Origin of the sequence: Pseudoalteromonas sp. SR43-3 (assembly GCF_014163875.1) — a bacterium.
GTDB classification, from domain to species: Bacteria; Pseudomonadota; Gammaproteobacteria; order Enterobacterales; family Alteromonadaceae; genus Pseudoalteromonas; species Pseudoalteromonas distincta.
In genome coordinates this window covers 22261-49041 of record NZ_JACJEC010000006.1, presented here as the reverse complement: position 1 = coordinate 49041, position 26781 = coordinate 22261, and the positions used below count along the sequence as shown (strand labels likewise).

Sequence of the window (26781 nt, the reverse complement as noted above, 5' to 3'; positions counted from 1 at the left end):
ATGATTAACTTAATGGCTAACTCAACATCGCAAACACCTTCAGAACAACCCATTATAGTTGATGATTTTGTAGCCCCTAAGTGCGACGGGTTTATTGAAATATTATATCAAGATGACGATATTTTACTGATCAATAAACCCAGTGGACTATTAAGCTTATCAGGTAAAAATCCGCTTAATTGGGACTCAGTGCATTACCGCTTAGTAAATGGTCAAAAGGGCTTAACAGCTGCATTTGCAGAGGCTAAGTTACCGCATCGGCTAGATTTGGGCACATCGGGCATTATGATTGTTGGGTTAAACGCGATTGCGTCAAAGCACCTTAATAAGCAATTTCAAGCGCGTACTATTCAAAAGCGTTATGTAGCCATGTTAGAGGGATGCTTGGCTGTTGATGAAGGGCAAATTACTGCGCCAATTGCAAAAGATAAACTGCTTTTTCCGCGTGTTAAAATTTGCCAATCGACAGGTAAAACAGCGCTGAGTGAATATAAAGTACTTGAGCGGCTCAGGCAGCCGTGCAGAACCTTAGTGCAATTTACACCTATTACTGGGCGTACCCATCAATTACGAATACACAGCCAGTTTATAGGGCACCCAATTTTAGGCTGTGATATATATAAAAGTGCGCAAAGTGAACATATGGCACGGCGGTTACAATTACATGCCAGCGATTTATATTTTAAACATCCAACAACTGGTGAAAAGATTCATATTAATTGTCCGCATTCGTTTTAAACAAATTAATGGTTCTTTGTTTTCGTTTCACCTTTTTTAAATTTTTCCCTTGAAGTTCGAACACCTCACCCCATATTAAGTGCATAACGCAGACACTTTGCAAATTGGAGATATATAAATGACTGCAGCACAAAAAGAAACATTAGGCTTTCAAACAGAAGTAAAACAATTATTAAACTTAATGATTCATTCTCTTTATTCTAATAAAGAAATATTTTTACGTGAGCTTGTGTCAAATGCATCAGACGCAGCAGACAAATTACGCTTTTTAGCATTATCTCAAGGTGACCTTTACCAAGGTGATGCCGATTTACGTGTTCGTATTAGTGCAGATAAAGAAGCAAATACAATTACCATTTCAGATAATGGTATTGGTATGACGCGCGATGAAATCATTAGCTCATTAGGTACTATTGCAAAGTCGGGTACTGCTGAGTTTTTCAAAAACTTAACGGGTGATCAAAGTAAAGATTCACAGTTAATTGGTCAATTTGGTGTTGGTTTTTACTCAGCATTTATTGTTGCTGATTTAGTCACTGTTCGTACACGCAAAGCCGGTGAAACAACCGCTTATGAGTGGGAATCTCAAGGTGAAGGCGAATACACACTTCAAGAAATTGAAAAAGAAGGCCGTGGTACCGACATTATTTTACATCTTCGCGATGAAGAAAAAGAATTTGCTGATGACTGGCGCCTACGTAGTATCGTTACTAAATACTCTGATCACATCTCAACGCCAGTACAAATGTTTAAAGCAGAAGTGCCAGAATCTGAAGGTGAAGACGGCGAAAAAATTCCAGCAGTACCAGGTGAGTGGGAAAGCATTAACCGCGCGACTGCATTGTGGACACGCGATAAATCAGAGCTTTCTGATGATGAATACAAAGAGTTTTACAAGCATGTAAGCCATGATTGGGAAGAGCCACTTAGCTGGGCACATAATAAGGTTGAAGGTAAAACTGAATACACTAGCCTTTTATATATTCCTAAAAAAGCACCTTTCGACTTATGGAACCGTGAACGTCAAAGTGGTTTAAAACTTTACGTACAACGTGTGTTTGTAATGGATGATGCTGAGCAATTCATGCCAAGCTACCTTCGCTTTGTAAAAGGCTTACTAGATTCAAACGATTTACCACTGAACGTATCTCGTGAAATTCTACAAGACAACAAAGTAACGCAAGCTATTCGTAAAGGGTGTACATCGCGTATTATTAAAATGCTTGAGCGTATGGCTAAAAACAAAGCTGACGATTACCAAGTATTTTGGAATGAGTTTGGTCAAGTAATGAAAGAAGGCCCAGCTGAAGATGCTGCCAATAAAGAAGCTATTTGTAAGCTACTTCGTTTTTCTTCGACACACACTGATTCACAAACACAAGATGTGTCGCTTGAGCAATATGTTGAACGCATGAACGAAGGCCAAGACAAAATTTACTACGTAGTAGCTGATACATTCACCGCTGCGAAAAACTCACCGCATTTAGAGATTTTCCGCAAAAAAGGCATTGAAGTATTACTACTAAGTGACCGTGTTGACGAGTGGATGATGAGTCACCTAACTGAATTTGCTGATAAGCAACTACAGTCGATCACACGTGGTGACTTAGATTTAGGTAAGCTTGACGACGAAGAAACTAAAAAAGCGCAAGAAGAGTCTGAAAAAGAAATGGCTGGGCTTGTTGAACGTATTAAAACAGCACTAGGTGATGACGTTAAAGAAGTGCGCTTTACGCACCGCTTAACAGATTCTCCAGCATGTGTTGTAAGCGACGACAACGACATGAGCTCACAAATGCAAAAGCTAATGGAGTCTGTTGGTCAAGCAGCCCCTGAAGCAAAACCTGTGTTTGAGCTAAACCCAGAGCATCAACTTGTTAAGCACTTAAATGACGAACAAGATGAAGATAAGTTTGCGCAGTGGTCACACGTTTTACTAGATCAAGCGCTACTTGCAGAACGCGGTACACTTAAAGATCCAACAGGATTTGTTACTCGCTTAAATAAATTGATGCTTGAACTAAGTAAATAAGCAAATAGCTATTTACTCAGTTAATAAAGTATAAATTATGTACTTTAAATAAAAGGGAACGTGTGTTCCCTTTTTTAATGCCCTGTAAACACCCCAACGGCTCATCAATTAGTATAAGTTGCTTGAGTATCGGCGGCGCTTGTGGAAGAATTCAGGCTTTAAAATAAATATCCATACTAGGGGACAATAATATGCGCATTATTCTTTTGGGCGCGCCGGGTGCAGGTAAAGGTACTCAAGCTCAGTTTTTAATGGACAAATACGGTATTCCACAAATTTCTACTGGCGATATGTTACGTGCGGCAATTAAAGAAGGCACGCCACTGGGTCTAGAAGCAAAAAAAGTAATGGATGCTGGTCAACTAATTTCTGACGATATTATTATTGGTTTAGTTAAAGAGCGTATTACTAAAGCGGATTGTGAGAAAGGTTTTTTACTTGATGGCTTCCCGCGTACAATCCCGCAAGCGGATGCAATGAAAGAAAATGGCGTAGTGGTTGATCACGTTATTGAATTTGACGTGGCTGATGAAGTCATTGTTGAGCGTATGGGCGGACGTCGCGTTCATCCTGGTTCTGGTCGTGTTTACCACGTTGTTTATAATCCACCAAAAGTGGAAGGTAAAGACAACGAAACTGGCGAAGACTTAATTGTTCGCGCTGATGATACTGAAGAAACAGTACGTAAACGTTTAGGTATTTACCACGAGCAAACTATGCCATTGGTTGATTACTATCAAGCAGAAGCGGCTGCTGGTAATACTCAATACCATAAACTAGATGGTACACAAGCTGTTGAAACTGTTAGCCAACAACTTGGTGAACTTTTAGGTTAATTATAAAAGCACATTAAAAAACCGCCAATTGGCGGTTTTTTGTTTTAAGGCTATTTAGCATTGCTTAATTAGTGCTACTTAATGGACTTTACAATGTTTTAAGTTTCTCAATTACGCTGTTGTATTCTGGTTCAGTTGAAAGGCTACTAACTAACTGTTTATAAATGACGTTATGGCTTTCATCTAAAATAAAGACTGTTCGCGTTAGTAAGCCCATATCTTTAATAATCAATCCGTATTTCTGACCAAAATCACGCCAAACAGAATCTGATAACGTAGTGATTTTATCGATATTTTCAGCTTTGCAAAAACGCTTTTGAGCAAATGGTAAATCAGCACTAATTGTTAGCATAACTACACTTGGGAATTGTGAGGCTACTTTTTCATTAAAGTGCTTAGTTTGCAGGCTACAAATGCCGGTATCTAGGCTGGGTACTACACTTATTAATACAGCTTGGCCTTTATAATCCTCAAGTGTCACTGGAATAAAGTTGTCATCAACAACTTTAAAGTTTGGCGCACTATCTCCAATTGAGATACCTTGACCTAATAAAGTGACTGGTTTGCCTTGTGCGGATACTTTTCCTGCATCAAGTGTGTTTTCTGGATAGTCGGCTGCAATAGCCACAGAACAAAATGAACTCAAAGCAAAGGCAAGTGAACGTAACATAAGGTATTTCCTTTTAAATTAACGCAATGGGCGTCAGTGTATTATACTGGGCTTTAGTTACCAAGTGATTAAACCTGCTTAATAGAGTGGGTATTAGCTCTGAAATATAAAAATTGTAACTATGCTAAACTTTGATTAACATGAAGTTACAAAAGATATCTTCAATAATAAAAATAAAAACCATCATAAAATGATTTTAATGCTCATTACTGGTTTAGAAACAGAGAGATAATATGTCAACATCGGTATTAATATGTGATGACTCGAAATTAGCTAGGCGTCAGCTAGCTCGCTCATTACCTGAAGATTGGGACATTAAAGTTGAATTTGCACTTGACGGCGTTGATTGTATAAAGCAAATAAAGTTAATTGAACCAGAGATACTTTTTCTCGATTTAAACATGCCAGAAATGGACGGTTATGAAGTTTTAATCGCTATGAAAGAACAGGGGCTTAATATTCTCACTGTTGTTGTCTCTGGTGATATACAACCAAGTGCACACCAAAGAGTGCTTGAGCTTGGTGCTATCGATTTTATTCAAAAACCATGTTCTCCCGAAAAACTAGCCAGCATAATTGAACACCATGGGATTAAAGATAAAGCCATGCGTGAGCGTCTCTCTCATTCGCTAGGAGAGCAAGTCGACCCTGATGTTCGGGATATATACCAAGAGCTAACTAACGTTGCTATGGGGCAGGCTGGGGATTTACTTGCACGTCTTCTTAATGTATTTGTAGAGTTACCAATTCCTAATGTGAATATTTTGGAAGTTAATGAACTCGACATGGCGCTGCAGTCTATAGATAATAACGCAGCTACATCGGGTGTGTGCCAGGGCTTTATTGGCGGTGGTATTTCGGGCGAGGCGCTATTACTTTTAAATGATTCAAGCTTTAAAGAAATAGCTTCTTTGATGAACTATGACGGCGAGTTAAACGATAAAGTTGAACTTGAGCTGCTTATGGATATTAGTAATATTTTGATAGGCGCTATTTTAACGGGTCTTTCAAAACAGCTCGATATGTCATTTAGCCAAGGGCACCCGATTGTACTTGGCCAACACAGAGATGTATCTGAGTTGGTTAAATCAAACAAGTCACGTTGGCAACGCACCCTTGCAATAGAGATTAGTTACGGTATTGAAAACCATGATATAAATTGCGACCTCATGCTGTTATTTACTGAAGATTCACTTAAAACTTTGAAATACAAAGTTGCTTACCTATTAGAAGATTAAGTTATGGCCGCTGATTTAGAAATGAATGAGATCCATTGGTTAATGGATATGTTTAATACCGTTGATGTAGGCCTTGTGGTACTCGATAGGGATTATAAGGTGTGTGTATGGAATGGTTTTATGGAAAACCATTCAGGGCTTCTACCAAGCGCAGTAAAAGATAAAGATCTATTTGATTTATTTCCTGCAATAGACGAAAAATGGTTTAGAAGTAAATCTGAGTCGGTTTTTGTTTTAAAAAACCGCTCTTTTACGATTTGGGAGCAGCAGCCATACATTTTTAGGTTTAAAAATTATCGACCTATTACTGGTAAAGCTGATTACATGTATCAAAATGCGACATTCATCCCTCTTACCAATACGATGGGCGAAGTTAGCCACATTTGTATTATTTTGTATGATGTAACAGATGTCGCGGTAAATAAAAAAGAGCTTGAAGAGTTAAATAAAAAATTAGAACAAGTAAGTCAAACAGATAGCTTAACGCAGCTTGCAAACCGTGGACACTGGGAAGGTACGCTACGCCAAGAGTTTTTAAGAGTTAAGCGAAGTGGTGGCTGTAGTACATTATTAATGTTTGATATTGATCACTTTAAAAAAATAAATGATGAATATGGTCATAGCTGTGGTGATGAATCGCTTCGTCACTTATCTAACTTACTACGTACGACGCTGCGCGAGACAGATGTTGCAGGGCGCTATGGCGGTGAAGAGTTTGCAGTGACATTGCTTGATACAGATAAAGAAGGCGCTTTTGTATTTGCTGAGCGTTTAAGGGTATTGATTGAAACTAACCCTGTTAAGTATAAACACTTTGAAATAACAATGACGGTAAGTATAGGGCTGGCTGGTAGCAGTAATGATTTTAAAAATCATGAGCGCTGGATAGAGGCTGCAGATAAAGCACTGTACCAGTCTAAAAATACAGGGCGAAATAAAGTAATAGCCTACGAAGATATAAAAAATGACGCTTAAGCGTCATTTTTTATATCCAGAATTTAGGGTTAAATAATACCGTGTTTTTTTACAATCTGCTGAGCAAATCCAATCAGTATGGAAATTGTATTGCCCTTCATTATTGTGTTGTGTGTCGAGAGTCATCTATTGGGCATTGACCAATCATTGAAACCTCACCAGAATTTGACTCTTGCTCTAGCTTTACTTTAAAGCCCCATAATCTGTAAAGATGCTTAAGCACTTCCTCGTGCGAGTTTGCTAAAGGAATATTGTTATGAGGTACATAGCGTAGAGTTAATGAACGGTCACCTCTAATATCAACATCATACACTTGAATGTTAGGCTCATGATTACTTAAATTGTACTGCGCTGAGAGTGCTTCTCTCACTGCCTTATAGCCGTTGTCGTTATGTATTGCGCCAATCTCTAAATGGGGATTATTAGTATGGTCAATAATAGTAAATAATTTAAAATCACGAATTAACTTAGGCGATAAAAACTGGCTAATAAAACTCTCATCCTTAAAGTTTGCCATTGCAAAATGCAGTGTATCTAGCCAGTTACTACCTGCATATTCAGGAAACCAGCGTTTATCTTCTTCAGTTGGGTGTTCACATATTCTGCGAATATCAACCATCATATTAAAGCCTAAAGCATATGGGTTAATGCCTGAATAATACTTACTGTTATAAGGTGGCTGATAAACTACGTTGGTGTGGCTTTGTAAAAACTCTAACATGAAAGAGTCGCTGAGCTTTCCCTCATCATATAAGTGATTAAGGATGGTGTAATGCCAAAAAGTTGCCCAGCCTTCGTTCATTACTTGAGTTTGTTTTTGTGGGTAAAAGTATTGCGAAATTTTACGAACAATACGTATCACTTCACGTTGCCAAGAGTCCAGTAATGGAGCATTTTTTTCAATAAAATACAAAATATTTTCTTGAGGTTCAGAAGGGAAATGGCGGACTTTCTTTTTGGTTTCTTGCTGTTGCTCAGGAATAGTTCGCCATAATTCGTTTACTTGCGATTGAAGGTAGTCTTCGCGCTCTTGTTGGCGTTTTTGCTCTTCAAATAGCGATATTTGTTGTGGACGTTTGTAGCGATCGACCCCGTAATTCATTAATGCATGACATGAGTCGAGTAGGGCTTCTACTTGTGTAATACCATGCTTTTCTTCACAGCGGCTTATGTAGTTTTTAGCAAATACCAAGTAATCAATAATTGAACCTGCATCGGTCCAGGTTTTAAATAAGTAATTACCTTTAAAAAATGAGTTATGTCCGTAACACGCATGTGCCATTACAAGCGCTTGCATAGGTAGGGTGTTTTCTTCCATTAAGTACGCAATACAAGGGTCTGAATTTATCACTATTTCGTAAGCGAGACCCATTTGTCCGCGCTTATAATTTTGCTCTGTTTGAATAAATTTCTTACCGTAAGACCAATGACTGTAGCCAATAGGCATACCAACGCTTGAATAAGCATCCATCATTTGCTCTGCGGTTATCACTTCAATTTGATTAGGGTAGGTGTCTAACCTGTAGTGAGCTGCAACACGGGCAATTTCACCTTGGTACTCATCTAATAAATCAAAGGTCCAATCTGGGCCATCACTCAATCGTTTATCATTCATAATACTACCTCGCTTTTGGCTATGCAGAGTTTTGCTGTTGACGACCTTTTTTAAATAGCTCCCTAAAAATTGGGTAAATATCTTCAACGCTTTGAATATGCTGTATGGCGAAATTATTATGGCTGTGTGTTATTGATTCATATTCGCGCCATAGGCTTTGATGAGCACGAGTGGTTATTTCAATATAAGCAAAATAGCGTACTGCGCTTAAGAGCTTATTACGTAATATTTCACCACACTGCGGGGTGTCGTCCGCCCAGTTATCGCCATCAGAGGCTTGTGCGGCGTATACATTCCACTCGTTTGCGTGATAACGCTCTTTTATTATTTCGTTCATTAATTTAAGTGCGCTCGAAACAATAGTGCCACCAGTTTCTTGAGAGTAAAAAAACTCTTGTTCGTCTACTTCTTTAGCTTGTGTGTGGTGGCGAATATAAACAACTTCTATGTCTTTATAACTGCGCGTTAAAAATTGATAGAGCAAAATATAAAAACGCTTTGCCATGTCTTTTGTTGGCTGATCCATTGAGCCTGACACATCCATAATACAAAACATCACGGCTTTGCTGGTGGGGTGAGGGCGCTTTTCGTAATTACGAAAACGTAAATCGTAGTTATCAATAAACGGAACCGACTTAATTTGCACTTTTAATGCTGCAATTTCTTTTTGTAATAAAGCAATTGCCGCTTTATCGTTATGTGGACCAGCAAGCAGCAGAGCAAGTTGTTCTTCGAGCTCTTTTAAACGGCGTTTTTTACCTGCACTCATGGCAACACGCCGTGCAAGCGAGCCTTGAAGAGAGCGTACAATGTCAATATTACTTGGCATGCCGTCGCTACAAAATCCTGCGCGATGGGTTTTCATTTGCACTAACTTTTCAAGTTGGTTTTCTTGTAAGTTAGGAAGTTCTAGATCTTCAAATAGTAAATCAAGGTATTCATCTTTTGATATTGAAAATACAAACTCATCTTGTCCCTCGCCCGAATCGCTGGCGTCACCTTCACCGGCACCACCGCCTTGTCCGCCTTTAGGGCGCTCAATTTTATCACCTGTAGAAAACTGATCGTTACCAGGGTGAATTTGTTCTCTATTCCCGCCTTGCCCTTGATGAAATATAGGTTCGCTGATATCGCGTTGTGGAATAGAAATACTCTCACCAGAGCTTGAATCGGTAACGCTGCGTTTGTTAATCGCATCTGAAACCGCTTCTTTAATTTGTTTTTTATAGCGCCTAATAAAGCGCTGGCGATTAAGCGTACTTTTATTTTTTCCGTTTAAACGCCTATCTATAAAATGCGCCATATTGACCTCCTATATACTACGACTATGAAGGTTATTGCGATTTTCTAACCCGTAAATACCACTCAGAAAGCAAGCGAACTTGTTTTTGTGTATAGCCTTTTTCGACCATACGGTTCACAAAGTCTTCGTGCTTTTGCTGATCCTCTGCAGACGTTTTAGTATTAAACGAAATAACAGGGAGTAAATCTTCGGTATTAGAGAACATTTTTTTCTCAATCACCGTGCGTAGTTTTTCGTAGCTTGTCCATAGTGGGTTTTTACCGTTGTTGTGTGCACGGGCACGCAGTACAAAGTTCACTATTTCATTACGAAAATCTTTAGGATTAGAAATACCCGCTGGCTTTTCTATTTTTTCAAGTTCAGCATTTAGCGCTGCGCGGTCAAATAGTTGCCCTGTATCGGGGTCGCGATATTCTTGGTCTTGTATCCAAAAATCTGCATAAATAACATAACGGTCAAAAATATTTTGTCCGTATTCTGAGTACGATTCTAGATAAGCGGTTTGCAGTTCTTTACCTATAAACTCGACATATTGTGGAATTAAATAGCCTTTTAAAAAGCTTAAATAACGCTCTTCTATTTCACTTGAAAATTGCTCGCGCTCTATCTGTTGCTCAAGCACATAGAACAAATGCACCGGATTTGCAGCAACCTCAGTGGTATCAAAGTTAAACACTCGGGACAAAATTTTAAACGCAAAGCGGGTAGAGAGCCCCGTCATACCTTCATCAACCCCTGCGTAATCACGATACTCTTGATACGATTTTGCTTTAGGGTCGGTATCTTTTAGAGTTTCGCCATCGTATACCCGCATTTTAGAATAGATACTTGAATTTTCTGGCTCTTTTAAACGTGATAGCGTCGTAAATTGCGCCAATGTTTTAAGTGTACCCGGTGCACATGGCGCGTTGTATAGCTCGCTGTGCTCAAGTAATTTGTCGTAAATTTTAATTTCTTCAGTTACACGTAAGCAATAAGGGACTTTCACAATATAAACACGGTCTAAAAATGCTTCGTTGTTTTTATTGTTTTTAAAGGTTTGCCACTCAGACTCATTCGAGTGAGCGAGGATCATGCCATTAAAGGGCAGGGCACTAATGCCTTCTGTGCCGTTATAGTTACCTTCTTGGGTTGCGGTAAGTAAAGGGTGCAGCACTTTAATAGGCGCTTTAAACATTTCTACAAATTCCATCAGCCCTTGGTTAGCTAAACACAAAGAGCCAGAGTAGGCGTATGCATCAGGATCGTTTTGGGCAAAGTGCTCAAGCTGGCGAATATCGACCTTACCAACCAGTGCTGAAATATCTTGGTTGTTTTCATCTCCTGGTTCGGTTTTGGCAATGCCTATTTGGTTTAAAATAGAAGGGTAGCGTTTAACCACTCTAAACTGGCTTATATCACCATTGAACTCTTTTAAGCGTTTGCCAGCCCAAGGCGACATAATGGTTTTTAAGTAGCGTGGTTTAATACCGTATTCTTTGCTGAGTACGTCTGCATCTTCGATAGGATCAAACAAGGAGAGGGGGTGATCGTTTACAGGAGACCCTTTAATTGAATAAATAGGCACTTGTTGCATTAAATACTTTAGTTTTTCAGCAATGGATGATTTACCCCCACCAACAGGTCCAAGTAAATAAAGCACTTGTTTGCATTCTTCTAGCCCCTGAGCCGCATGTTTTAAATAAGAGACTATTTGCTCAATGGCGTCTTCCATACCATAAAAATCAGCAAAGGCAGGGTAGCGCGCAACTACTCTATTTGAAAATAATCGACTTAGTCGTGCATCCGTTGCGGTATCTACCATGTGTGGTTCGCCAATTGCCATGAGTAGGCGTTCTGGTGCGCTGGCGTAGGCAGACTTATCGGTTTTACAAATCTCAAGAAATTCAGCGATACTGTATTCTTCTTCCTGTGCCGCTTCGTATCGTGCTTGGTAATGCTCAAAAATCGTCATAATAACCTCCGAAACCCGCTGTAAAAAGGTGCTTACCTTTTAAAGTCTAGTCACGAATGTGTATTTTTGTGCAATAAAATTAAAAATTTAAGTGAAAAAAGATCATGTTACTAAAAGCGTTTTATTAAATGATGAGGCGCTTAGGTGTGATAAACAAGAAACAAAAAAAGACGCCTAAGCGTCTTTTTTACATTAGCGTTTAAAGGCTAATTAAGCGAAGTTAGCGTTCGCGAATTCCCAGTTAACAAGCGACCAAAAACCTTTAAGGTAATCTGGACGAACGTTACGGTAATCGATGTAGTAAGCGTGTTCCCATAAATCCACTGTAAGGATTGGAGTAACGCCATCATCAGTTAATGGTGTAGCAGCGTTAGATGTATTAACGATGTCTAGTGAACCATCAGCAAGCTTAACTAACCACGTCCAGCTTGAACCAAAGTTATTTACTGCTTTGTCATTTAATGCATCTTTAAACGCATCAAAAGAACCCCATTTAGCGTTGATTGCATCAGCAACTGCGCCAGTAGGCTCGCCGCCGCCGTTTGGAGATAAGCTGTTCCAGTAAAAAGTATGGTTCCAGATTTGTGCTGCGTTGTTAAATACGCCGCCTTCTGATGAACATACGATCTCTTCTAGAGATTTGTTTTCAAACTCAGTACCAGGAATTAAACCATTAAGCTTAACCACGTATGTGTTGTGGTGTTTGCCATGGTGAAACTCTAGCGTTTCTTTTGAAATATGTGGCTCAAGTGCGTCGATTGCATATGGTAGTGACGGTAGTTCAAATGCCATTTTTTTATCTCCATCTTCTTTGGTTGATAGTCCATTTGGTAATACGTAATGCCTGTTGAAACAGAGCAGTTACCTATACCAAGCGGTAATATAGTGTTACTATAATTGTTGAGTATTTTACTCAAGTTTAAGCAAACAGCAATGCTATTGCGAAAGACTATTTCAATTGCGGCTTTATTTGCCCATTTTAAGTTATATATTTGTGGTCACGATGAGTTATTTTCAAGACCTAAATATATTTAGCTATCGTTACTTTGAGGTTGTAGATGGAAACCATTGATAAAATTAAACAGCAAATTTCAGAAAATCCAATAATCCTTTTCATGAAAGGGTCACCAAAATTACCAAATTGTGGTTTTTCTTCACAAGCATCGCAAGCGTTAATGTCATGTGGTGAACCATTTGCATACGTTGATATTTTACTTAATCCAGACATTCGTGCTGAGCTTCCAGCATACGCAAATTGGCCAACATTCCCACAACTTTGGGTAGATGGCGAATTAGTTGGTGGTTGTGACATTATTATCGAAATGTTTCAACGCGGTGAATTACAGCCGTTAATTACTGAAACTGCTGCTAAATACAAAGAAGCTGACGCAGAGTAATTCATTACTCAACCTGAACTCAGGTTATTAAGCTCTTTAAACACAAAGCCACTTTTTTAAGTGGCTTTGTTGTTTTTAATTTATGTGAATTTATAAATAAGGAAGGCTCACTTGAACGTTTAAGCCGCCCTCTATTTTGTTATGTAAACTTATATGGCCTTGGTGCGCTTCTGCTATTTCTCTGCATAAAGCTAGCCCTAAACCACTCCCCGTACTTTTTGTAGAATAAAAGGGCACTAAAGCATTTGCCATTACTTGCTCGCTCATTCCTTTGCCGCAGTCGCTTACATTTATAACACATGCATGGGGTACAAACTCGACCTGAATATGTATTTCATTGGCGTTGGAGCCTGACTCGTGTGAATTTTTTAATAAGTTTATAAGCAGCTGCTCGAGTTGTGTTTGATCAGCTTGTAATTCATTGTGTGAATTTTTTATTTCGTAGCTAAATAGCCAGTGGTTTTTTAAATTATCGAGTGTGTTTTGCCAGTTAATCCGCGTTTTTTGTGGCTGAGGTAATTTAGCAAACTTGCCATAGCCTTGTACAAATTCAGTTAAATGACTAATTCGCTCATCAATAGTTGCAAATACACGGGCAAGGCGAGGCTCATCAACTTTATTTGCGAGCAATTGTGCGCTGTGTAGCATGGATGACATAGGGCCGAGTGAATTATTTAATTCGTGGCTAATAATGCGTATTACTTTTTTCCACACCGCAACTTCTTGACGACTAAGTTCACGGGTTAACTGTTTAAATATATATAAATGATGCTTTTGATTATTGAGTAAAAACTCCCCAGTGGCTAAATGCCAAGTTTGCGAGTCTTGATTCTCTATTTCTATATTAAAGAGGCCATCAATACCGTGCTCTATAGCTGCTACTAATTGCAGAGGCGAATTTTCGAGTAACTTACTTAGTTGCATACCTTCAAGGCGAGTTGCGCTATTAAATAAACTACGGCTAATTAAATTACTAAATACCACCGTATTATTATCATTGACCAGCAATAACGCTTGCGGCGAGCTTTGCAATACTTTATCAAGCATTAACTCGCGCTGGTAAATCCATTGTTTTTCTTGGCGAAGCTGTTTTGCGGTTTGATTATAAAGTTGGCATAGTTTTCCAAGTTCATCATTACTTTTATACGCAAGCAAACTGGAGAGCTCACCATCTTTAAAATTAAGTAATCCGGTTTCAAGCGATTGCATGCCAAGCTTTATTGGCTTGGTGAGAGCTCTTGAAAGCAGAGTGCTAAATGTAAGCGTTAGTAATATTAAAAACAGAGTGTAGTAAATATCAAAGCCACTTAGCGCGGCAATAATAACAACAGGCAGCGCGCTACAAAGCCCGCAAATTAATACAACCTTTTGGCTTAGGGTAAAGTTGCTAATAATGTTTGGCATTAATAATCAATACCCATTTTTTGTAATCGACGATAAAGAGCTTGTCGGCTTAAACCAAATTCACGGGCCACTTTGGCTATAACACCTTGATGAGCGCGCATTGCGTGTTCTATTTCCTGTTTGGTAGGCTCTGCTTTTGCTTCTTGTTGAGCAGTAACCGGTGACGATAGTGCAAAGTCATCGACTTTAAGCGCACCTGTAGGTTTTAGTACCGCTACACGCTTACAAGCGTTTTCTAGCTCTCGAACGTTACCCGGCCATTTGTAGTGCTGAAGTGCTTGCTCTGTGTTTATAGTCAGCTCTCGGTGAGGTAAAAAATGGCTAATAAGTGCTAAAACATCATCTTGTCTTTCACTTAGGGCAGGCACATTGAGCTCAATTACATTAAGACGATAATATAAGTCTTCCCTAAATCGACCTTGTTGAATTGCTTGTAGTAAGTTTTCGTTAGTAGCCGATATAACCCGCACATTTACCTTTCGTGTTTGTGTTGAGCCTAAACGTTCAAACTCGCCGGTTTGTAGTACGCGTAGTAATTTTATTTGTCCTGAAAGTGGTAAATTACCAATTTCATCTAAAAATAACGTACCGCCATCAGCTGCTTCAAATCGACCAATACGTTGTTTGGTTATCCCCGTATATGCTCCGGCTTCAGCGCCAAAAAGTTCGGCCTCTATAAGTTCTTGCGGTAGTGCACCTGCGTTTACCTTAATAAAAGGCTGCGATACAAGCGGGGAGTTTTTTTGAATAATATGCGCAATACACTCTTTGCCACTCCCATTAGGGCCTGTAATTAATGCAGATATATCAGATTTAGCCACTTGAAGCGCCATAGTAACCAGTCGTTCCATCGCAGTACTTTTAAATATTAGCCCAGCAAGGTCTGCATTTTTAAATGTACCTTCACGTTCTTGTTGATGGCGATTATGTGTCGCCACTATTTTTTTAGCACTGCCTAGCTCTATTAAGTTACCGATACAAACTAGTAGTTTTGCATCATCCCAGGGTTTTGGTAAGTAATCAGCAGCACCGGCTTTTACAAGCTCAATGGCGGTGGCAAGTTCGGTCCAGGCTGTAATAAGTACAATAGGTAGGTGTGGGTTTATTTCTCGTAGTTCATAAAACAACGCTTTACCTTCTTCGCCAGAGGTGGTGTCGCTGGTAAAGTTCATGTCTTGAATTACAAGCTCAATTCGCTGATAGCGAACTATTTGCAAAGCATCAAATGGATTTGTTGCAGTGACTACCGAAAAATCGTGGATCTCGAGCAACAATGAAAGTGCGTCGAGTACTGCTTGGTTATCATCAACAATGAGTATTTTATGAGTCATAGGTTATTTTTATAATTTTTTAATGGCTACACTGCCTTACTAATCAGTGTAGCATAGTGATTTTTACATGATTTAGTAACCTAAACTCTGGATAATAAATCTACCTCAAGCGGATTCTAGGTTAAATAGTGCGAGTTGCGATACTGGGCGAAATATTGGCAGCGCGTTTAGCCGGCGCTAATACTGCAAGTAAACTCATTAAAAATACGGCAATGGCGGTAACGGCTATATAACTTGGCGGTAGTGCGGCTACAGAAAAATACTGCATTAACATTTTCCCAAGTAGTATTGCTGTTACTACACCTAAGGCTAAACCTAGGCTACAAATTAATGCATTTTCTACTAAAAAGTAGCTAACAATAGCTGACTTTCTTGCGCCAAGTGCTCTGCGTGTACCAATTTGCTTAGTACGTTTGCTAATATTAAATAAGGTTAAGCCAAAAATACCGAGAGCGGTTATAAGCACTAAAATAGTGATTAATACTATGAGCATGCGCATCATAAGGCGATCTTGAGCGGTATACTCATTTTTTAATTCATCAAGCCCTTTAATGTTGTTAATAACGCGTTTGCTGTAATTTTCGAGCATAGCATTTTCTATTTCTTTCATTACAGCTGCTCGCTGACCAGGCTTAGTACGAACGGCAACTTGTGCATAACTTGCTGCTTTAATATAAGGAATAAACGCAAGATTATCGGGTTTACTGTCTTTGAGCCACGGGCCTTTCATTTTTCCGATCACGCCAATAATTTTAAGTGGTAGGTCGCCAAAATAAACTATTTTCCCTAAACCATCTCCATCAGGGTAGAGCTCATCAAGTAAGGCTTTAGTGACTATAGTGACGTTGGTGCGCTTTTGTGTAATTTCGTTTGTAACGAGCACTTCATCTTCGGTAAAGTTTCGCCCTGCAATTAAGTTAACGCCGTAGGTATTAATTGCGTGGTCATCTATAAAAAAATAAGCGGTCCTGACACTTAGGCCTTCTTGTGGGGCAGGTTTTAAATTAAAGCTCGAAGCGCTGCCACCCCCTGATAGCGGAATACTACTGCTTAATGCGGCATCAACTACGCCTGGCATTTTTCTAAGCATGCTTTCATCAAGCTCAAACTGCTGGCTTAAGTTAATATCAGTACCAAAGGTCATTACATTAAACTTAAATATATCTTGCTCAGGGTAGCCCGTTTCTTGGTTTAAATAGCTAATTCTATCTTGAATAATAAACGCAGCATTACTAACTATAGCTGTAGTAATTGCAATTTGAATTAGTAGTAATACAGCGCCCACCTTTGAGCGGCATAAGGCGTTAAATATAGGTTTTATTTCTAACATTGTGACATTCCTTATTGGCTCTTAAGATAAATAGCAGGATTGGTTTTACACACTAACCAAGCTGGGTATAAACCAGCTAAAATGCAGGTTGTAATTGCAATCAATGGGGCGCTCAATAGCATGGTTAAATCCATTGTCGCTAAGTTTTCATAGTAGTCGTAGCTTTGCCCTACGCCCATTAAGCCAAGTTGTGCTAGTACAATTCCTAGCATGCCACCTATAAAGCCAAGCATGGCGACCTCAACTAAGTGCTGTAAAAATATTTGCCTTTTACTAGCACCTAATGCGCGTCTTACACCTACTTCTGGCGCTCTGCGTAAAAACTTAGCTAAAAGTAAACCTAAAATATTGGCTAAGCAGACACCTAAGAACATAAAGCTCAGGCCCACTAAAATTTTATTGTCTTCGGTGACGACGTTGTTGTATTGCATCCATTGGTTTACATCGCGAAGTTTATACTCAAGTTCTTTACGATTAAATCGACCACGTTTTTGTTGTTCTTGCATATAGGCTAATAAGTAATTTTGATAGGCTTGTTTTTGTTCAAGCGTATTTAGCTCTGCCCAAAACTGGATCCATACTTGTTCAGATTGCAGTTTATCTGCAAAGGTTGGTGTGTTTTCGTGTTTCCATCCATTGCTATTGCCCCAACTTACTAGCTCTTTTGTCTTTATTAAGCTAAAGGGCATAAATAACTCTTCTACTTGATTAAATGCACCGTTATTTAAATCATAATATTTAATATTGAGAGGCCAGTGGTTAATAACACCAACTACTTGATAGCTTGCATCATCTAAGTAAATCAGTTCTCCGACAGAGTTTTTTCCTGAAAATAGTTTATCGTTTATCTCTTGGGTAATAACAACCACAGGTGCGGCAGAGTCTTCTTGCTCTTTGCTCCAAGCCCCCCCGTATAAAAATGACAAATTAAACATGCTAAAAAAGTCAGGCGTTGTCATGCGAGCATTACCTATAAAAGGTTTTATTTTGTCGGAGTCTAGATAAACTGAAAAGCCGGTACGCATCATAGCCACTTTTTTCTCTGACGTGGGTGCGTTTAATAAGTTCTCAGCATCTTGATAGGTCAGTTGCAGTGGTATGTTATCTTCTGTCCACCACGTACTACCATCGTCCATTGTTTGTAATTGCACACTGTAAAGTTGGCTGCTTTTTTCTGGGATAGGGTCGGCCGACATCATGTGATAAACACTAAGGCTGGTCATTGTTATGCCTATACCTATCGCAATGGCAAGTACCATTAAAAAGCTAACCAGTGGGGTGCGCTTGAAGCTGCGCCAACTTAAATCTAAATAATGAATAAACATTAGTTAAACCCCCGATGCTGTTTTTATAGTTTGCGCGCCTTGATAAAGTGTAAAGTCGGCAAGTTGCCCATCAACTACTTGAATATTACGCGGAGCACGGCGGGCTAATTCGCTATCATGCGTTACCATTACTATAGTGGCACCGTCGCGATTTATTTGCTCAAGTAACTCCATAACTTGGCGCGCCATTAAGCTGTCAAGGTTACCTGTTGGCTCATCGGCAAGTAAAAAGCGAGGTTTACCAGCAAGCGCACGGGCTATTGCCACACGTTGTTGCTGGCCACCAGAGAGTTGTTGAGGTAAGTGTTTAGCGCGAGATGCTAAACCAACTTGTTCAAGGCATTGTTCAATTCGACGTTTTCGCTCATTTGCTTTAATCCCTCTGTAGCGAAGAGGAACTTCTATGTTTTCATATAAATTTAAATCGGGGATCAAATTAAAGCCTTGGAATATAAAGCCAATTTTTTGATTACGTAAATCAGCACGTTGGTTATCGTTTAGGCTGCCAACATTAACGCCATCTAACAAATACTCACCTTCGTTAAAAGGCTCGAGCATACCTGCAATATTTAAAAAGGTTGTTTTTCCTGAGCCGCTAGGACCGGTAACAGCAATAAATTCGCCTTCGTTTACTTGCAGGTTAAAGTCTCGAAGCGCATGGGTTTGTACCATTTCTGTTTGGTATACTTTACTTACATTGTTCATTTGTAACATGACTGTACCTAATTATTTTTAGCGTTGGTTGAGAGCGTCTGTTTAATTTAATAAAATCGTATCGGCTTGCTTAAAGTCGCTGTAGCTTGAAATAATAATCTCATCGTTTTCTTTAACACCGCTTAAAAGTTCAACCGCATTAATGCTGGTAGCGCCTATTGTAATAGGTATACGCTTTGCAATATTGCCTTCTACCTTATAAGCAAAAATTCCGCCTTGCTGCATAAAAGCGCCGCGTTTTACCTGCATTACACCTTCTCGGTTGTCGAGTAAAATACGTGCAGTTAAGCGTTGGTTTTGACGGATGTTGTTAGTAACACCTTTAAATCGGACGCGTGCTGTTACTTCACGATTATTAACTTCTGGTGATATGGCGGATAAATTCCCCATCACTGTTTCATTGCCTAACTTAAGCTCTACTTCCATACCGAGTCCTAATTCGTTGGCGTAACTTTCAGGTACTTGAAGTTCCGCTTCGAAATTACTTAAGTCGACGAGAGTCATAAGAGGTTGGCTTTGCGTCACTGCGGCTTTTTGTTGCACAAGTAGGTTACCCACGATCCCAGTAACGGTAGCCTTAATAGATAGGTTGCTTACTTTTCTGATTAAATCATCAACAATAAGTTGTTGGCGGGTCACATCACTTTTAGCTGCTTGTAGTTCAAAGGCGAGCGTGTCTTTGGCAAGCAATACCTCTTGTTGTGCATGTTTATATGAGAGTCTTGCGCGTGATAAATCATCAACTGCTTTTTCAAGATCAATTTGGCTAATTAAGTGCTTTTGAATTGATAACTGTGCCCGGCGATTTTCGCGCTCAGCGGCATTAAGCTCAACTTGTGCCATATCGAGTGTTTTATTTAAAGTGAGTGTTTGGCGTCTTGCTTGCAAATGCTGCCTTTGCTGCTCGCCTTGTAGTCGTTTAAGTACAGATTCCTGTTGCTTTAATTCATTAGTTAACTCAGGGCTTTGCAGCAGGGCAAGTGTATCGTCTTGCTTTACTGTATCGCCGGCCTTTACTTTTAAATCTATAAATCCACGTTCTGGACTGTAGATTTTAGGAGCATTAGCAGCAACAATTTTACCACTGGCGGCAATATCTCGAATGAGCGCTTTAACATGTACTTTTGCAACCTGTACTTTTGAGCGGCTAATAGAGCTTTTAGCGCTATGGTTAGTTAAAAAAATATAAGCAACTGTAGAGACCACAATGAAAACAACCGCAGTGATTATCGCGTATTTTTTATAGCTTATAGGTGCCTTTACTTGTACGTCTTGTGCGCTGGTATCTTTAATCATTTAATTCCCCCTACATTGCTTTTATGTATTTTTCGCACAGCAGTAATAAAGCTGCTGTGCAAATGGCGGCAATAGGAGAGAGCAAAAATAAGCTTAGAGTAAACATGGTAATTCCAATTAGCGATTATATGTAAAGCTATACGATTAATATGCCAACTATTATCACATTGATATTAAGGTGCTTTTTATTTTTTGTTCTTGAAAATGATGTCCGCGGACAGTTTTTATGTCCGCATCGGACACCGCTTTAAATAAAAATTCACTATTAATGTACAAAAAAGGACATGAACTTTCATAACTATACTAATGAGCAGCAATAATCGGGGATGTTAAGCCATTAAAGTAATGAAATACCATAAAACTATCTAAATGTTAACTGAATAGCCCTTCATGTGTTGAATACTTATTCACTTTTACTCACCTTTACGTTTACGTAAGCTGCACTTTTGGGTACTTGTGTTTTTTACAATATGTTAAACTTGACACCAGTGTCATGAAAAAATAGTGGTTAAAATAACGCTAAATGTTAAAAATAATGATAAAAAGAAATCTTGCTATGAAGTGAGAAATATTCAAGAATGTGAATATGTATTCAAAGTGCTATTGACTCTATTTAAGATAGAGGCTAGTTTTGTCCGTCTGTTAGCAAATCGTCGAGCAGTTCATCCACGCTAACAGTGCAGCAAGGGGAGGGGTCTATGTTATACGACTCAAAGTTAGAAAAAGAAAATTGTGGCTTTGGCTTAATAGCCCAAGTTAATGGTCAAGCTAGTCATAGGCTTATTCGTACTGCTATTACGGGGCTTGATCGCATGCAGCACCGTGGCGGTATATCTGCCGATGGTAAAACAGGTGATGGCTGTGGTTTATTATTACAAAAACCAGATAGCTTTTTCCGTGCAATTGCCAGTGAACATAATTGGCACTTAGGCAAAAACTACTCAGTGGGTATGATATTTTTAAATTCAGACCCTGTTTTAGCACAAGCTGCAAAACAAATACTTAGCGAAGAATTAGAAAAAGAAACGCTAAATATTTTAGGTTGGCGTGTTGTACCAACCGACCCATCTATGTTGGGTCCTATTGCTGTACAGCAATTACCAGGTTTTGAACAAATTTTTGTTAGCGCGCCAGAAGGTTGGCGTTCTAAAGACTTAGAGCGTCGCTTATATGTAGCACGCCGCCGCGCTGAAAAGCGCATTGTTGATGATGAAGCTTTCTATATCGCAAGTCTATCTGGTTTGGTAACTATCTATAAAGGCTTAATGATGCCTGCGGATTTACCTAATTTTTACCTAGATTTAGCTGATATTCGTATGACGAGTGCGATTTGTGTTTTCCATCAGCGCTTTTCTACTAATACTCAGCCGCGTTGGCCTTTAGCTCAACCTTTCCGCTATTTAGCACACAATGGTGAAATTAATACTATTGAAGGTAACCGCCAGTGGGCACGCGCACGTTCTTATAAATTTGCGTCACCGCTTATTCCTGATTTACAAAGCGCAGCGCCGTTTGTAAACGAAACCGGTTCTGATTCATCAAGCCTAGATAATATGCTTGAGCTATTTTTAGCTGGCGGAATGGATTTATTCCGCGCTATGCGTATGCTCGTGCCGCCTGCATGGCAGAAAAACCGTGCAATGGACGACGATTTACGTGCATTTTACGACTTTAACTCTATGCATATGGAACCATGGGATGGCCCGGCAGGTATTGTTATGTCGGATGGTCGTTTTGCGGCGTGTAACCTTGACCGTAATGGACTTCGCCCAGCACGTTATGTAATTACACAAGATGGTTTTATTACGCTTGCATCAGAAGTGGGTATTTGGGATTACACTGCCGATGAAGTGGTTGAAAAAGGCCGTGTTGGTCCAGGTGAATTATTAGTTATTGATACTAAACTTGGCAAAATCTGGCACTCGGATGAAATCGATCAAGATTTAAAATCTCGCCATCCTTACAAGTCATGGCTTGAAGAAAACGTTAAACGTTTAGTTCCATTTGAAGAACTTACTGAGCAAGACGCCGGTAATCGCTCATTTGATGACGAAACGCTAGCTAAATATCAAAAAATGTTTGGTTATACCAACGAAGAGCTAGATAGCGTTATTCGTGTAATGGGTGAAAACGGCCAAGAAGCGACAGGCTCAATGGGTGATGACACGCCATTTGCTGTGCTTAGTGAAGGGCATCGTTCACTTTATGATTACTTCCGCCAAAAATTTGCGCAAGTAACAAATCCACCTATCGATCCACTACGTGAAAACCATGTAATGTCGCTTGCAACCTGTATTGGTAGTGAGCAAAACGTATTTAACGAAACAACAGGCCACGCTAAGCGCCTACAGTTTGATACACCAATTTTAATGTACGCAGATATGCAGCAGCTATTAAATGCTGATGAAGCGCACTACAGCTACTGTAAAATTGATATTACCTACACAGTTGAAGAGGGTTTAGAAAACGCGGTTACGCGTATTTGTGACCAAGCACAAGAAAAAGCAGCTGCGGGCTGTATCATGCTTATTTTAACTGACCGTAACTTTGATGAAATAAATTTACCAATTCCAGCAGCTATGGCTGTAGGTGCGGTACAAAAACGCTTAGTTGATAACAACTTGCGCTGTGAATCAAATATTATCATTGAAACTGGCAGTGTGCGAGATGCGCACCAGTTTGCTGTGCTATTAGGTTTTGGTGCTACGGCAATTTATCCATACCTTGCGTATGAATCGTTAGTTGCGATGAGCGACAGCAAAATTATTGATAAGTCGTATTGCGAAGTGACCCTTGCTTATCGTAAAGCCATTAATAAAGGCTTGTACAAAATTATGTCTAAAATGGGCATAAGTACGGTTGCGTCTTATCGTTGTTCAATGTTGTTTGAAGCGGTGGGATTATCTGATGCGATTATTGAAATGTGCTTTAAAGGCGTTGCAAGTCGTATACAAGGTGCATGCTTTACCGACTTTGATGACGATCAGCAAAGTTTGCACAAACTTGCTTTAAGTAAGCGGAAATTATTAAGCCACGGTGGTTTATTTAAGTACGTTCACGGTGGTGAGTATCATGCTTATAATCCAGATGTTATTCAAACCCTGCAAAAAGCGGTTCGATCAGGTGATTATAAAGACTACAGTGCGTACGCTGATTTAGTTAATAATCGCCCAATTGCGACTTTGCGCGATATGTTAGCGCTTAAATTACCTGAGCAAGGTATAAGCATTGATGAAGTAGAGTCTGCAGAAAACCTATACAAGCGTTTTGACTCAGCAGCAATGAGTATTGGTGCGTTATCACCAGAAGCGCATGAAGCGCTAGCAATTGCAATGAACCGCTTAGGTGGTTGTTCAAACTCGGGTGAAGGCGGTGAAGATAAACTGCGTTATGGTACAGAAAAAAACTCGCGTATTAAGCAAGTCGCTTCAGGTCGATTTGGTGTAACGCCTCATTACTTACGCAGTGCTGACGTTATTCAAATTAAAGTAGCGCAAGGTGCAAAACCAGGCGAAGGTGGACAATTACCAGGTGAAAAAGTAACGCCGTATATTGCTAAGCTTCGTTATTCGGTACCAGGTGTTACGTTAATTTCGCCACCACCGCATCACGATATTTACTCAATTGAAGATTTAGCACAGCTAATTTTCGATTTAAAACAAGTAAACCCTAAAGCACTTATTTCTGTAAAACTTGTTTCAGAGCCAGGTGTGGGAACCATTGCAACAGGTGTTGCTAAAGCATATGCCGATTTAATTACTATTTCTGGCTACGATGGCGGTACAGGCGCAAGCCCACTTACTTCTGTTAAATATGCGGGTAGCCCATGGGAGCTTGGACTTGCTGAAACACAGCAAGCACTAGTTGAAAATGGCCTTCGTCATCGCATTCGCCTGCAAACAGATGGTGGCTTAAAAACAGGTTTAGATATTATTAAAGCGGCAATTTTAGGTGCTGAAAGCTTTGGTTTTGGTACTGGTCCAATGGTTGCCCTTGGGTGTAAATACTTACGTATTTGTCACTTAAATAACTGTGCGACCGGTGTTGCAACACAAGACGAAACACTTCGTCAAAAGCATTATCACGGCTTACCAGAAATGGCGATGAACTACTTTAAGTTTATAGCGCAAGAAGCGCGTGAAATTATGGCTAGCCTAGGCGTTGCAAATTTAACTGACTTAATTGGCCGTTTAGATTTATTAGAAGAAATTGAAGGCAAAACTGCAAAGCAGAAGAAAATTGATTTATCGTCTGTTATTGCTCAGCCGAACAACCCAACTGGCGAAACGCTTTATTGTAGTGCGCCTAACAGTTCGCATTATCTAGGTAAGTTAAACGAAAGTTTATTAGCTAAAGCGCAAGAGGCAATTGATACGTCAAGCGGTATCTCGCTTGTGAGTCGTATTTGTAATACTGACCGCTCTGTAGGTGCAATGCTTTCGGGTTATATTGCTGATAAACACGGTAATCAAGGTATGGCGGCAGACCCCGTAGCAATTGAATTACACGGTACGGCGGGTCAATCGTTTGGTGTTTGGAATGCCGGTGGTCTTGAAATGACATTGGTTGGCGATGCTAACGATTACGTAGGTAAAGGCATGGCAGGCGGTAAGTTAGTGATTCGTCCACCACTTGGCTCATCTTTTGAAAGCCATAAAGCAACCATTGCCGGAAACACATGTTTGTACGGCGCTACAGGCGGAAAACTGTTTGCAGCGGGTTGTGCCGGTGAGCGCTTTGCAGTACGTAACTCAGGTGTGCAAGCGGTTGTTGAAGGTGTAGGTGACAATGGTTGTGAATACATGACCGGTGGCGTTGTGTGTGTACTTGGTAATGTAGGTGTTAACTTTGGCGCGGGCATGACTGGTGGTTTTGCTTATATTTTAGATGAGCGAAATGATTTTGAAAAACGCATTAATCCAGAGCTTGTCGAAATAGTAACACTAGAGGAATTAACGTCGCATCAAGAACATTTACGCGGCTTAATTGCTGAGCATTTAGAGCTTACAGGTTCGTGCAGAGCAGAAAGCATTTTAGCTAACTTTGAACTGTACTTACCTATGTTCAAATTAGTAAAACCAAAATCAAGCGACGTAAAAAGTTTACTCGGGCATCGCGCTCGTAGTAGTGCCGAACTACGTGTTCAGGCGCAATAAGGGGGCAGTATGAGCGAAAATGTATATCAATTTATAGACGTGCAGCGTGTAGACCCACGCAAAAAACCAATCTCGTCACGTAAAAAATCTTTCGTAGAAATTTACGAACCCTTTTCAGAGAATCAGGTTAACTCACAAGCTGATCGTTGTTTAGATTGTGGTAACCCGTATTGTGAGTGGAAGTGCCCAGTACATAACTACATTCCACAATGGTTAAAGTTAATACGCACAGGTCGTATTATAGAGGCAGCTGAGCTTTCACATCGTACAAACAGTTTACCAGAAGTGTGTGGCCGCGTTTGCCCACAAGACCGCTTGTGTGAAGGCTCGTGTACATTAGATGAAGAGTTTGGTGCTGTAACGATTGGTAATATTGAAAAATACATTACCGATGAGGCATTTAAAATGGGCTGGAAGCCTGATATGTCTTATGTAACATGGACCGACAAAAAAGTAGCTATTATTGGTGCAGGCCCAGCTGGTTTAGGGTGTGCTGATATTTTAGTTCGTAACGGCGTAAAACCAGTGGTGTTTGATCGTCACCCAGAAATTGGCGGACTACTCACGTTTGGTATTCCTTCTTTTAAACTTGAAAAAGAAGTGATGCAAAAGCGCCGTGAAATTTTCACTGAAATGGGCGTGGAGTTTAAGTTAAATGTTGAAGTAGGTGTTGATATTACGCTGGATCAAATTTTAGCTGATTACGACGCCGTATTTTTAGGAGTTGGTACGTATCAAAGTATGCGTGCAGGTCTTGAAAATGAAGATGCACCAGGTGTTCACGATGCACTCCCGTTCTTGATTGGTAACACTAACCGTGTAATGGGCTATGACGAGACTAAGCAGCCGTGTATTGATATGGCTAACCAAAAAGTAGTTGTACTTGGTGGTGGTGATACAGCGATGGACTGCGTGCGTACGTCTATTCGTCAAAATGCTGCAAAAGTAACGTGTGCTTATCGTCGTGATAAAGAAAATATGCCTGGTTCTAAACGTGAAGTTAAAAACGCCAAAGAAGAAGGCGTTATATTTACCTATAACGTTCAGCCTAAAGGCATTGTATTGAACGATAAAGGTAAAGTAACTGGCGTTAGAATGGTTAAAACTAAATTAGGCGAACCTGACGCAAATGGCAGAAGTCGTGCTGAAGAAGTACCTGGTTCAGAGCATGTGATAGAAGCTGATCAAGTTATTATGGCATTTGGTTTCCAGCCTCATAAAATGGATTGGTTAGAAAAATACGATGTAGAAATAAACCACTGGGGCGGCATTAATGCTCCAGAACAAGGTGAATTTACACATCAAACAACGAACCCTAAAATATTTGCTGGTGGCGATATTGTGCGTGGTTCAGATTTAGTGGTAACCGCTATTTTTGAAGGACGTAATGCTGCAGAAGGTATTATGGATTATTTAAAAGTCTAATTGTTCGTATTAATAAAATGAATAAGAAGCAAGCCAACTGGC

The 26781-nt window shown here is 39.8% G+C and carries 19 protein-coding genes; 8 read left to right on the top strand and 11 right to left on the bottom strand.

The window, feature by feature from the left end:
* From H5088_RS09550 to adk, 3 genes are all read left to right on the top strand, one after another.
* The gene (locus H5088_RS09550; protein WP_182752755.1) at nt 1-738 is read left to right on the top strand and encodes an RluA family pseudouridine synthase; all 738 of its coding nucleotides are present in this window, start codon (nt 1-3) and stop codon (nt 736-738) included.
* A gap of 118 nt (nt 739-856) precedes the next feature.
* On the top strand, nt 857-2770 hold the full coding sequence (gene htpG / locus H5088_RS09545; protein WP_024596357.1) for a molecular chaperone HtpG: 1914 nt from the start codon (nt 857-859) through the stop codon (nt 2768-2770).
* Nucleotides 2771-2961: 191 nt separating this feature from the next.
* A complete protein-coding gene (adk, locus tag H5088_RS09540) occupies nt 2962-3606 on the top strand; it encodes an adenylate kinase (RefSeq protein ID WP_002962321.1) in 645 nt (214 codons plus the stop codon).
* Nucleotides 3607-3694: 88 nt separating this feature from the next.
* Here adk and tpx read toward each other — a convergent pair whose 3' ends face one another.
* Nucleotides 3695-4276: a thiol peroxidase gene (gene tpx, locus H5088_RS09535; protein ID WP_182695637.1), complete on the bottom strand. Its 582-nt coding sequence runs from the start codon at nt 4274-4276 to the stop codon at nt 3695-3697.
* A 233-nt stretch (nt 4277-4509) separates the two neighbouring features.
* On the opposite strand from tpx, the gene H5088_RS09530 reads away from it, so the two are divergent.
* Nucleotides 4510-5514, top strand: coding sequence for a response regulator (locus H5088_RS09530; protein ID WP_024590825.1), 1005 nt, complete (start codon nt 4510-4512; stop codon nt 5512-5514).
* 3 nt (nt 5515-5517) lie between these two features.
* Nucleotides 5518-6489, top strand: a complete 972-nt coding sequence (locus H5088_RS09525; protein ID WP_024592692.1) for a diguanylate cyclase — start codon at nt 5518-5520, stop codon at nt 6487-6489.
* A gap of 100 nt (nt 6490-6589) precedes the next feature.
* On the opposite strand, the gene H5088_RS09520 is transcribed toward H5088_RS09525, so the two are convergent.
* The 4 genes from H5088_RS09520 to H5088_RS09505 form a co-directional block, all read right to left on the bottom strand.
* Nucleotides 6590-8104 (bottom strand): SpoVR family protein, encoded by a 1515-nt coding sequence (locus tag H5088_RS09520; RefSeq protein WP_182752754.1) that lies wholly within the window; start codon nt 8102-8104, stop codon nt 6590-6592.
* A gap of 19 nt (nt 8105-8123) precedes the next feature.
* Nucleotides 8124-9407, bottom strand: a complete 1284-nt coding sequence (locus H5088_RS09515) for a YeaH/YhbH family protein (RefSeq protein WP_182752753.1) — start codon at nt 9405-9407, stop codon at nt 8124-8126.
* Nucleotides 9408-9438: 31 nt separating this feature from the next.
* Nucleotides 9439-11361, bottom strand: coding sequence for a PrkA family serine protein kinase (locus H5088_RS09510; protein ID WP_007375848.1), 1923 nt, complete (start codon nt 11359-11361; stop codon nt 9439-9441).
* A 210-nt stretch (nt 11362-11571) separates the two neighbouring features.
* The gene (locus H5088_RS09505; protein ID WP_002960323.1) at nt 11572-12153 is read right to left on the bottom strand and encodes a superoxide dismutase; all 582 of its coding nucleotides are present in this window, start codon (nt 12151-12153) and stop codon (nt 11572-11574) included.
* A 266-nt stretch (nt 12154-12419) separates the two neighbouring features.
* Between H5088_RS09505 and H5088_RS09500 the strand changes: the two genes are divergently transcribed.
* Entirely contained in the window at nt 12420-12758 is a 339-nt protein-coding gene (locus H5088_RS09500) for a Grx4 family monothiol glutaredoxin (RefSeq protein WP_004335359.1), read from the top strand.
* Between the two features lie 90 nt (nt 12759-12848).
* On the opposite strand, the gene H5088_RS09495 is transcribed toward H5088_RS09500, so the two are convergent.
* The 6 genes from H5088_RS09495 to H5088_RS09470 all read right to left on the bottom strand — a co-directional run bounded on the left by H5088_RS09495 (nt 12849) and on the right by H5088_RS09470 (nt 20158).
* On the bottom strand, nt 12849-14162 hold the full coding sequence (locus H5088_RS09495) for a PAS domain-containing sensor histidine kinase (protein WP_182752752.1): 1314 nt from the start codon (nt 14160-14162) through the stop codon (nt 12849-12851).
* Entirely contained in the window at nt 14162-15493 is a 1332-nt protein-coding gene (locus H5088_RS09490) for a sigma-54 dependent transcriptional regulator (protein WP_182752751.1), read from the bottom strand. Before H5088_RS09490 ends, H5088_RS09495 begins: the two co-directional genes overlap by 1 nt.
* Before the next feature lie 121 nt (nt 15494-15614).
* A complete protein-coding gene (locus H5088_RS09485; protein WP_039487439.1) occupies nt 15615-16823 on the bottom strand; it encodes an ABC transporter permease in 1209 nt (402 codons plus the stop codon).
* An 11-nt stretch (nt 16824-16834) separates the two neighbouring features.
* Nucleotides 16835-18148, bottom strand: a complete 1314-nt coding sequence (locus H5088_RS09480) for an ABC transporter permease (protein WP_182752750.1) — start codon at nt 18146-18148, stop codon at nt 16835-16837.
* A gap of 3 nt (nt 18149-18151) precedes the next feature.
* On the bottom strand, nt 18152-18862 hold the full coding sequence (locus H5088_RS09475; RefSeq protein ID WP_024592687.1) for an ABC transporter ATP-binding protein: 711 nt from the start codon (nt 18860-18862) through the stop codon (nt 18152-18154).
* Nucleotides 18863-18904: 42 nt separating this feature from the next.
* Nucleotides 18905-20158: an efflux RND transporter periplasmic adaptor subunit gene (locus H5088_RS09470; protein WP_182752749.1), complete on the bottom strand. Its 1254-nt coding sequence runs from the start codon at nt 20156-20158 to the stop codon at nt 18905-18907.
* A 698-nt stretch (nt 20159-20856) separates the two neighbouring features.
* On the opposite strand from H5088_RS09470, the gene gltB reads away from it, so the two are divergent.
* Nucleotides 20857-25314, top strand: a complete 4458-nt coding sequence (gene gltB, locus H5088_RS09465) for a glutamate synthase large subunit (RefSeq protein ID WP_182752748.1) — start codon at nt 20857-20859, stop codon at nt 25312-25314.
* Nucleotides 25315-25323: 9 nt separating this feature from the next.
* Entirely contained in the window at nt 25324-26739 is a 1416-nt protein-coding gene (locus H5088_RS09460; RefSeq protein ID WP_004335378.1) for an FAD-dependent oxidoreductase, read from the top strand.
* Nucleotides 26740-26781: the final 42 nt, after the last annotated feature.

What these genes read in the sequence shown, in the direction of transcription:
- H5088_RS09460 (WP_004335378.1), top strand. Translation starts at nt 25,324, where the DNA reads ATGAGCGAAAATGTATATCAATTTATAGACGTGCAGCGTGTAGACCCA.
- H5088_RS09530 (WP_024590825.1), top strand. Translation starts at nt 4,510, where the DNA reads ATGTCAACATCGGTATTAATATGTGATGACTCGAAATTAGCTAGGCGT.
- H5088_RS09490 (WP_182752751.1), bottom strand. Translation starts at nt 15,493, where the DNA reads ATGACTCATAAAATACTCATTGTTGATGATAACCAAGCAGTACTCGAC.
- H5088_RS09505 (WP_002960323.1), bottom strand. Translation starts at nt 12,153, where the DNA reads ATGGCATTTGAACTACCGTCACTACCATATGCAATCGACGCACTTGAG.
- H5088_RS09485 (WP_039487439.1), bottom strand. Translation starts at nt 16,823, where the DNA reads ATGTTAGAAATAAAACCTATATTTAACGCCTTATGCCGCTCAAAGGTG.
- H5088_RS09525 (WP_024592692.1), top strand. Translation starts at nt 5,518, where the DNA reads ATGGCCGCTGATTTAGAAATGAATGAGATCCATTGGTTAATGGATATG.
- H5088_RS09470 (WP_182752749.1), bottom strand. Translation starts at nt 20,158, where the DNA reads ATGATTAAAGATACCAGCGCACAAGACGTACAAGTAAAGGCACCTATA.
- H5088_RS09550 (WP_182752755.1), top strand. Translation starts at nt 1, where the DNA reads ATGATTAACTTAATGGCTAACTCAACATCGCAAACACCTTCAGAACAA.
- H5088_RS09520 (WP_182752754.1), bottom strand. Translation starts at nt 8,104, where the DNA reads ATGAATGATAAACGATTGAGTGATGGCCCAGATTGGACCTTTGATTTA.
- H5088_RS09475 (WP_024592687.1), bottom strand. Translation starts at nt 18,862, where the DNA reads ATGTTACAAATGAACAATGTAAGTAAAGTATACCAAACAGAAATGGTA.
- H5088_RS09500 (WP_004335359.1), top strand. Translation starts at nt 12,420, where the DNA reads ATGGAAACCATTGATAAAATTAAACAGCAAATTTCAGAAAATCCAATA.
- H5088_RS09495 (WP_182752752.1), bottom strand. Translation starts at nt 14,162, where the DNA reads ATGCCAAACATTATTAGCAACTTTACCCTAAGCCAAAAGGTTGTATTA.
- tpx (WP_182695637.1), bottom strand. Translation starts at nt 4,276, where the DNA reads ATGTTACGTTCACTTGCCTTTGCTTTGAGTTCATTTTGTTCTGTGGCT.
- H5088_RS09510 (WP_007375848.1), bottom strand. Translation starts at nt 11,361, where the DNA reads ATGACGATTTTTGAGCATTACCAAGCACGATACGAAGCGGCACAGGAA.
- H5088_RS09480 (WP_182752750.1), bottom strand. Translation starts at nt 18,148, where the DNA reads ATGTTTATTCATTATTTAGATTTAAGTTGGCGCAGCTTCAAGCGCACC.
- htpG (WP_024596357.1), top strand. Translation starts at nt 857, where the DNA reads ATGACTGCAGCACAAAAAGAAACATTAGGCTTTCAAACAGAAGTAAAA.
- adk (WP_002962321.1), top strand. Translation starts at nt 2,962, where the DNA reads ATGCGCATTATTCTTTTGGGCGCGCCGGGTGCAGGTAAAGGTACTCAA.
- H5088_RS09515 (WP_182752753.1), bottom strand. Translation starts at nt 9,407, where the DNA reads ATGGCGCATTTTATAGATAGGCGTTTAAACGGAAAAAATAAAAGTACG.
- gltB (WP_182752748.1), top strand. Translation starts at nt 20,857, where the DNA reads ATGTTATACGACTCAAAGTTAGAAAAAGAAAATTGTGGCTTTGGCTTA.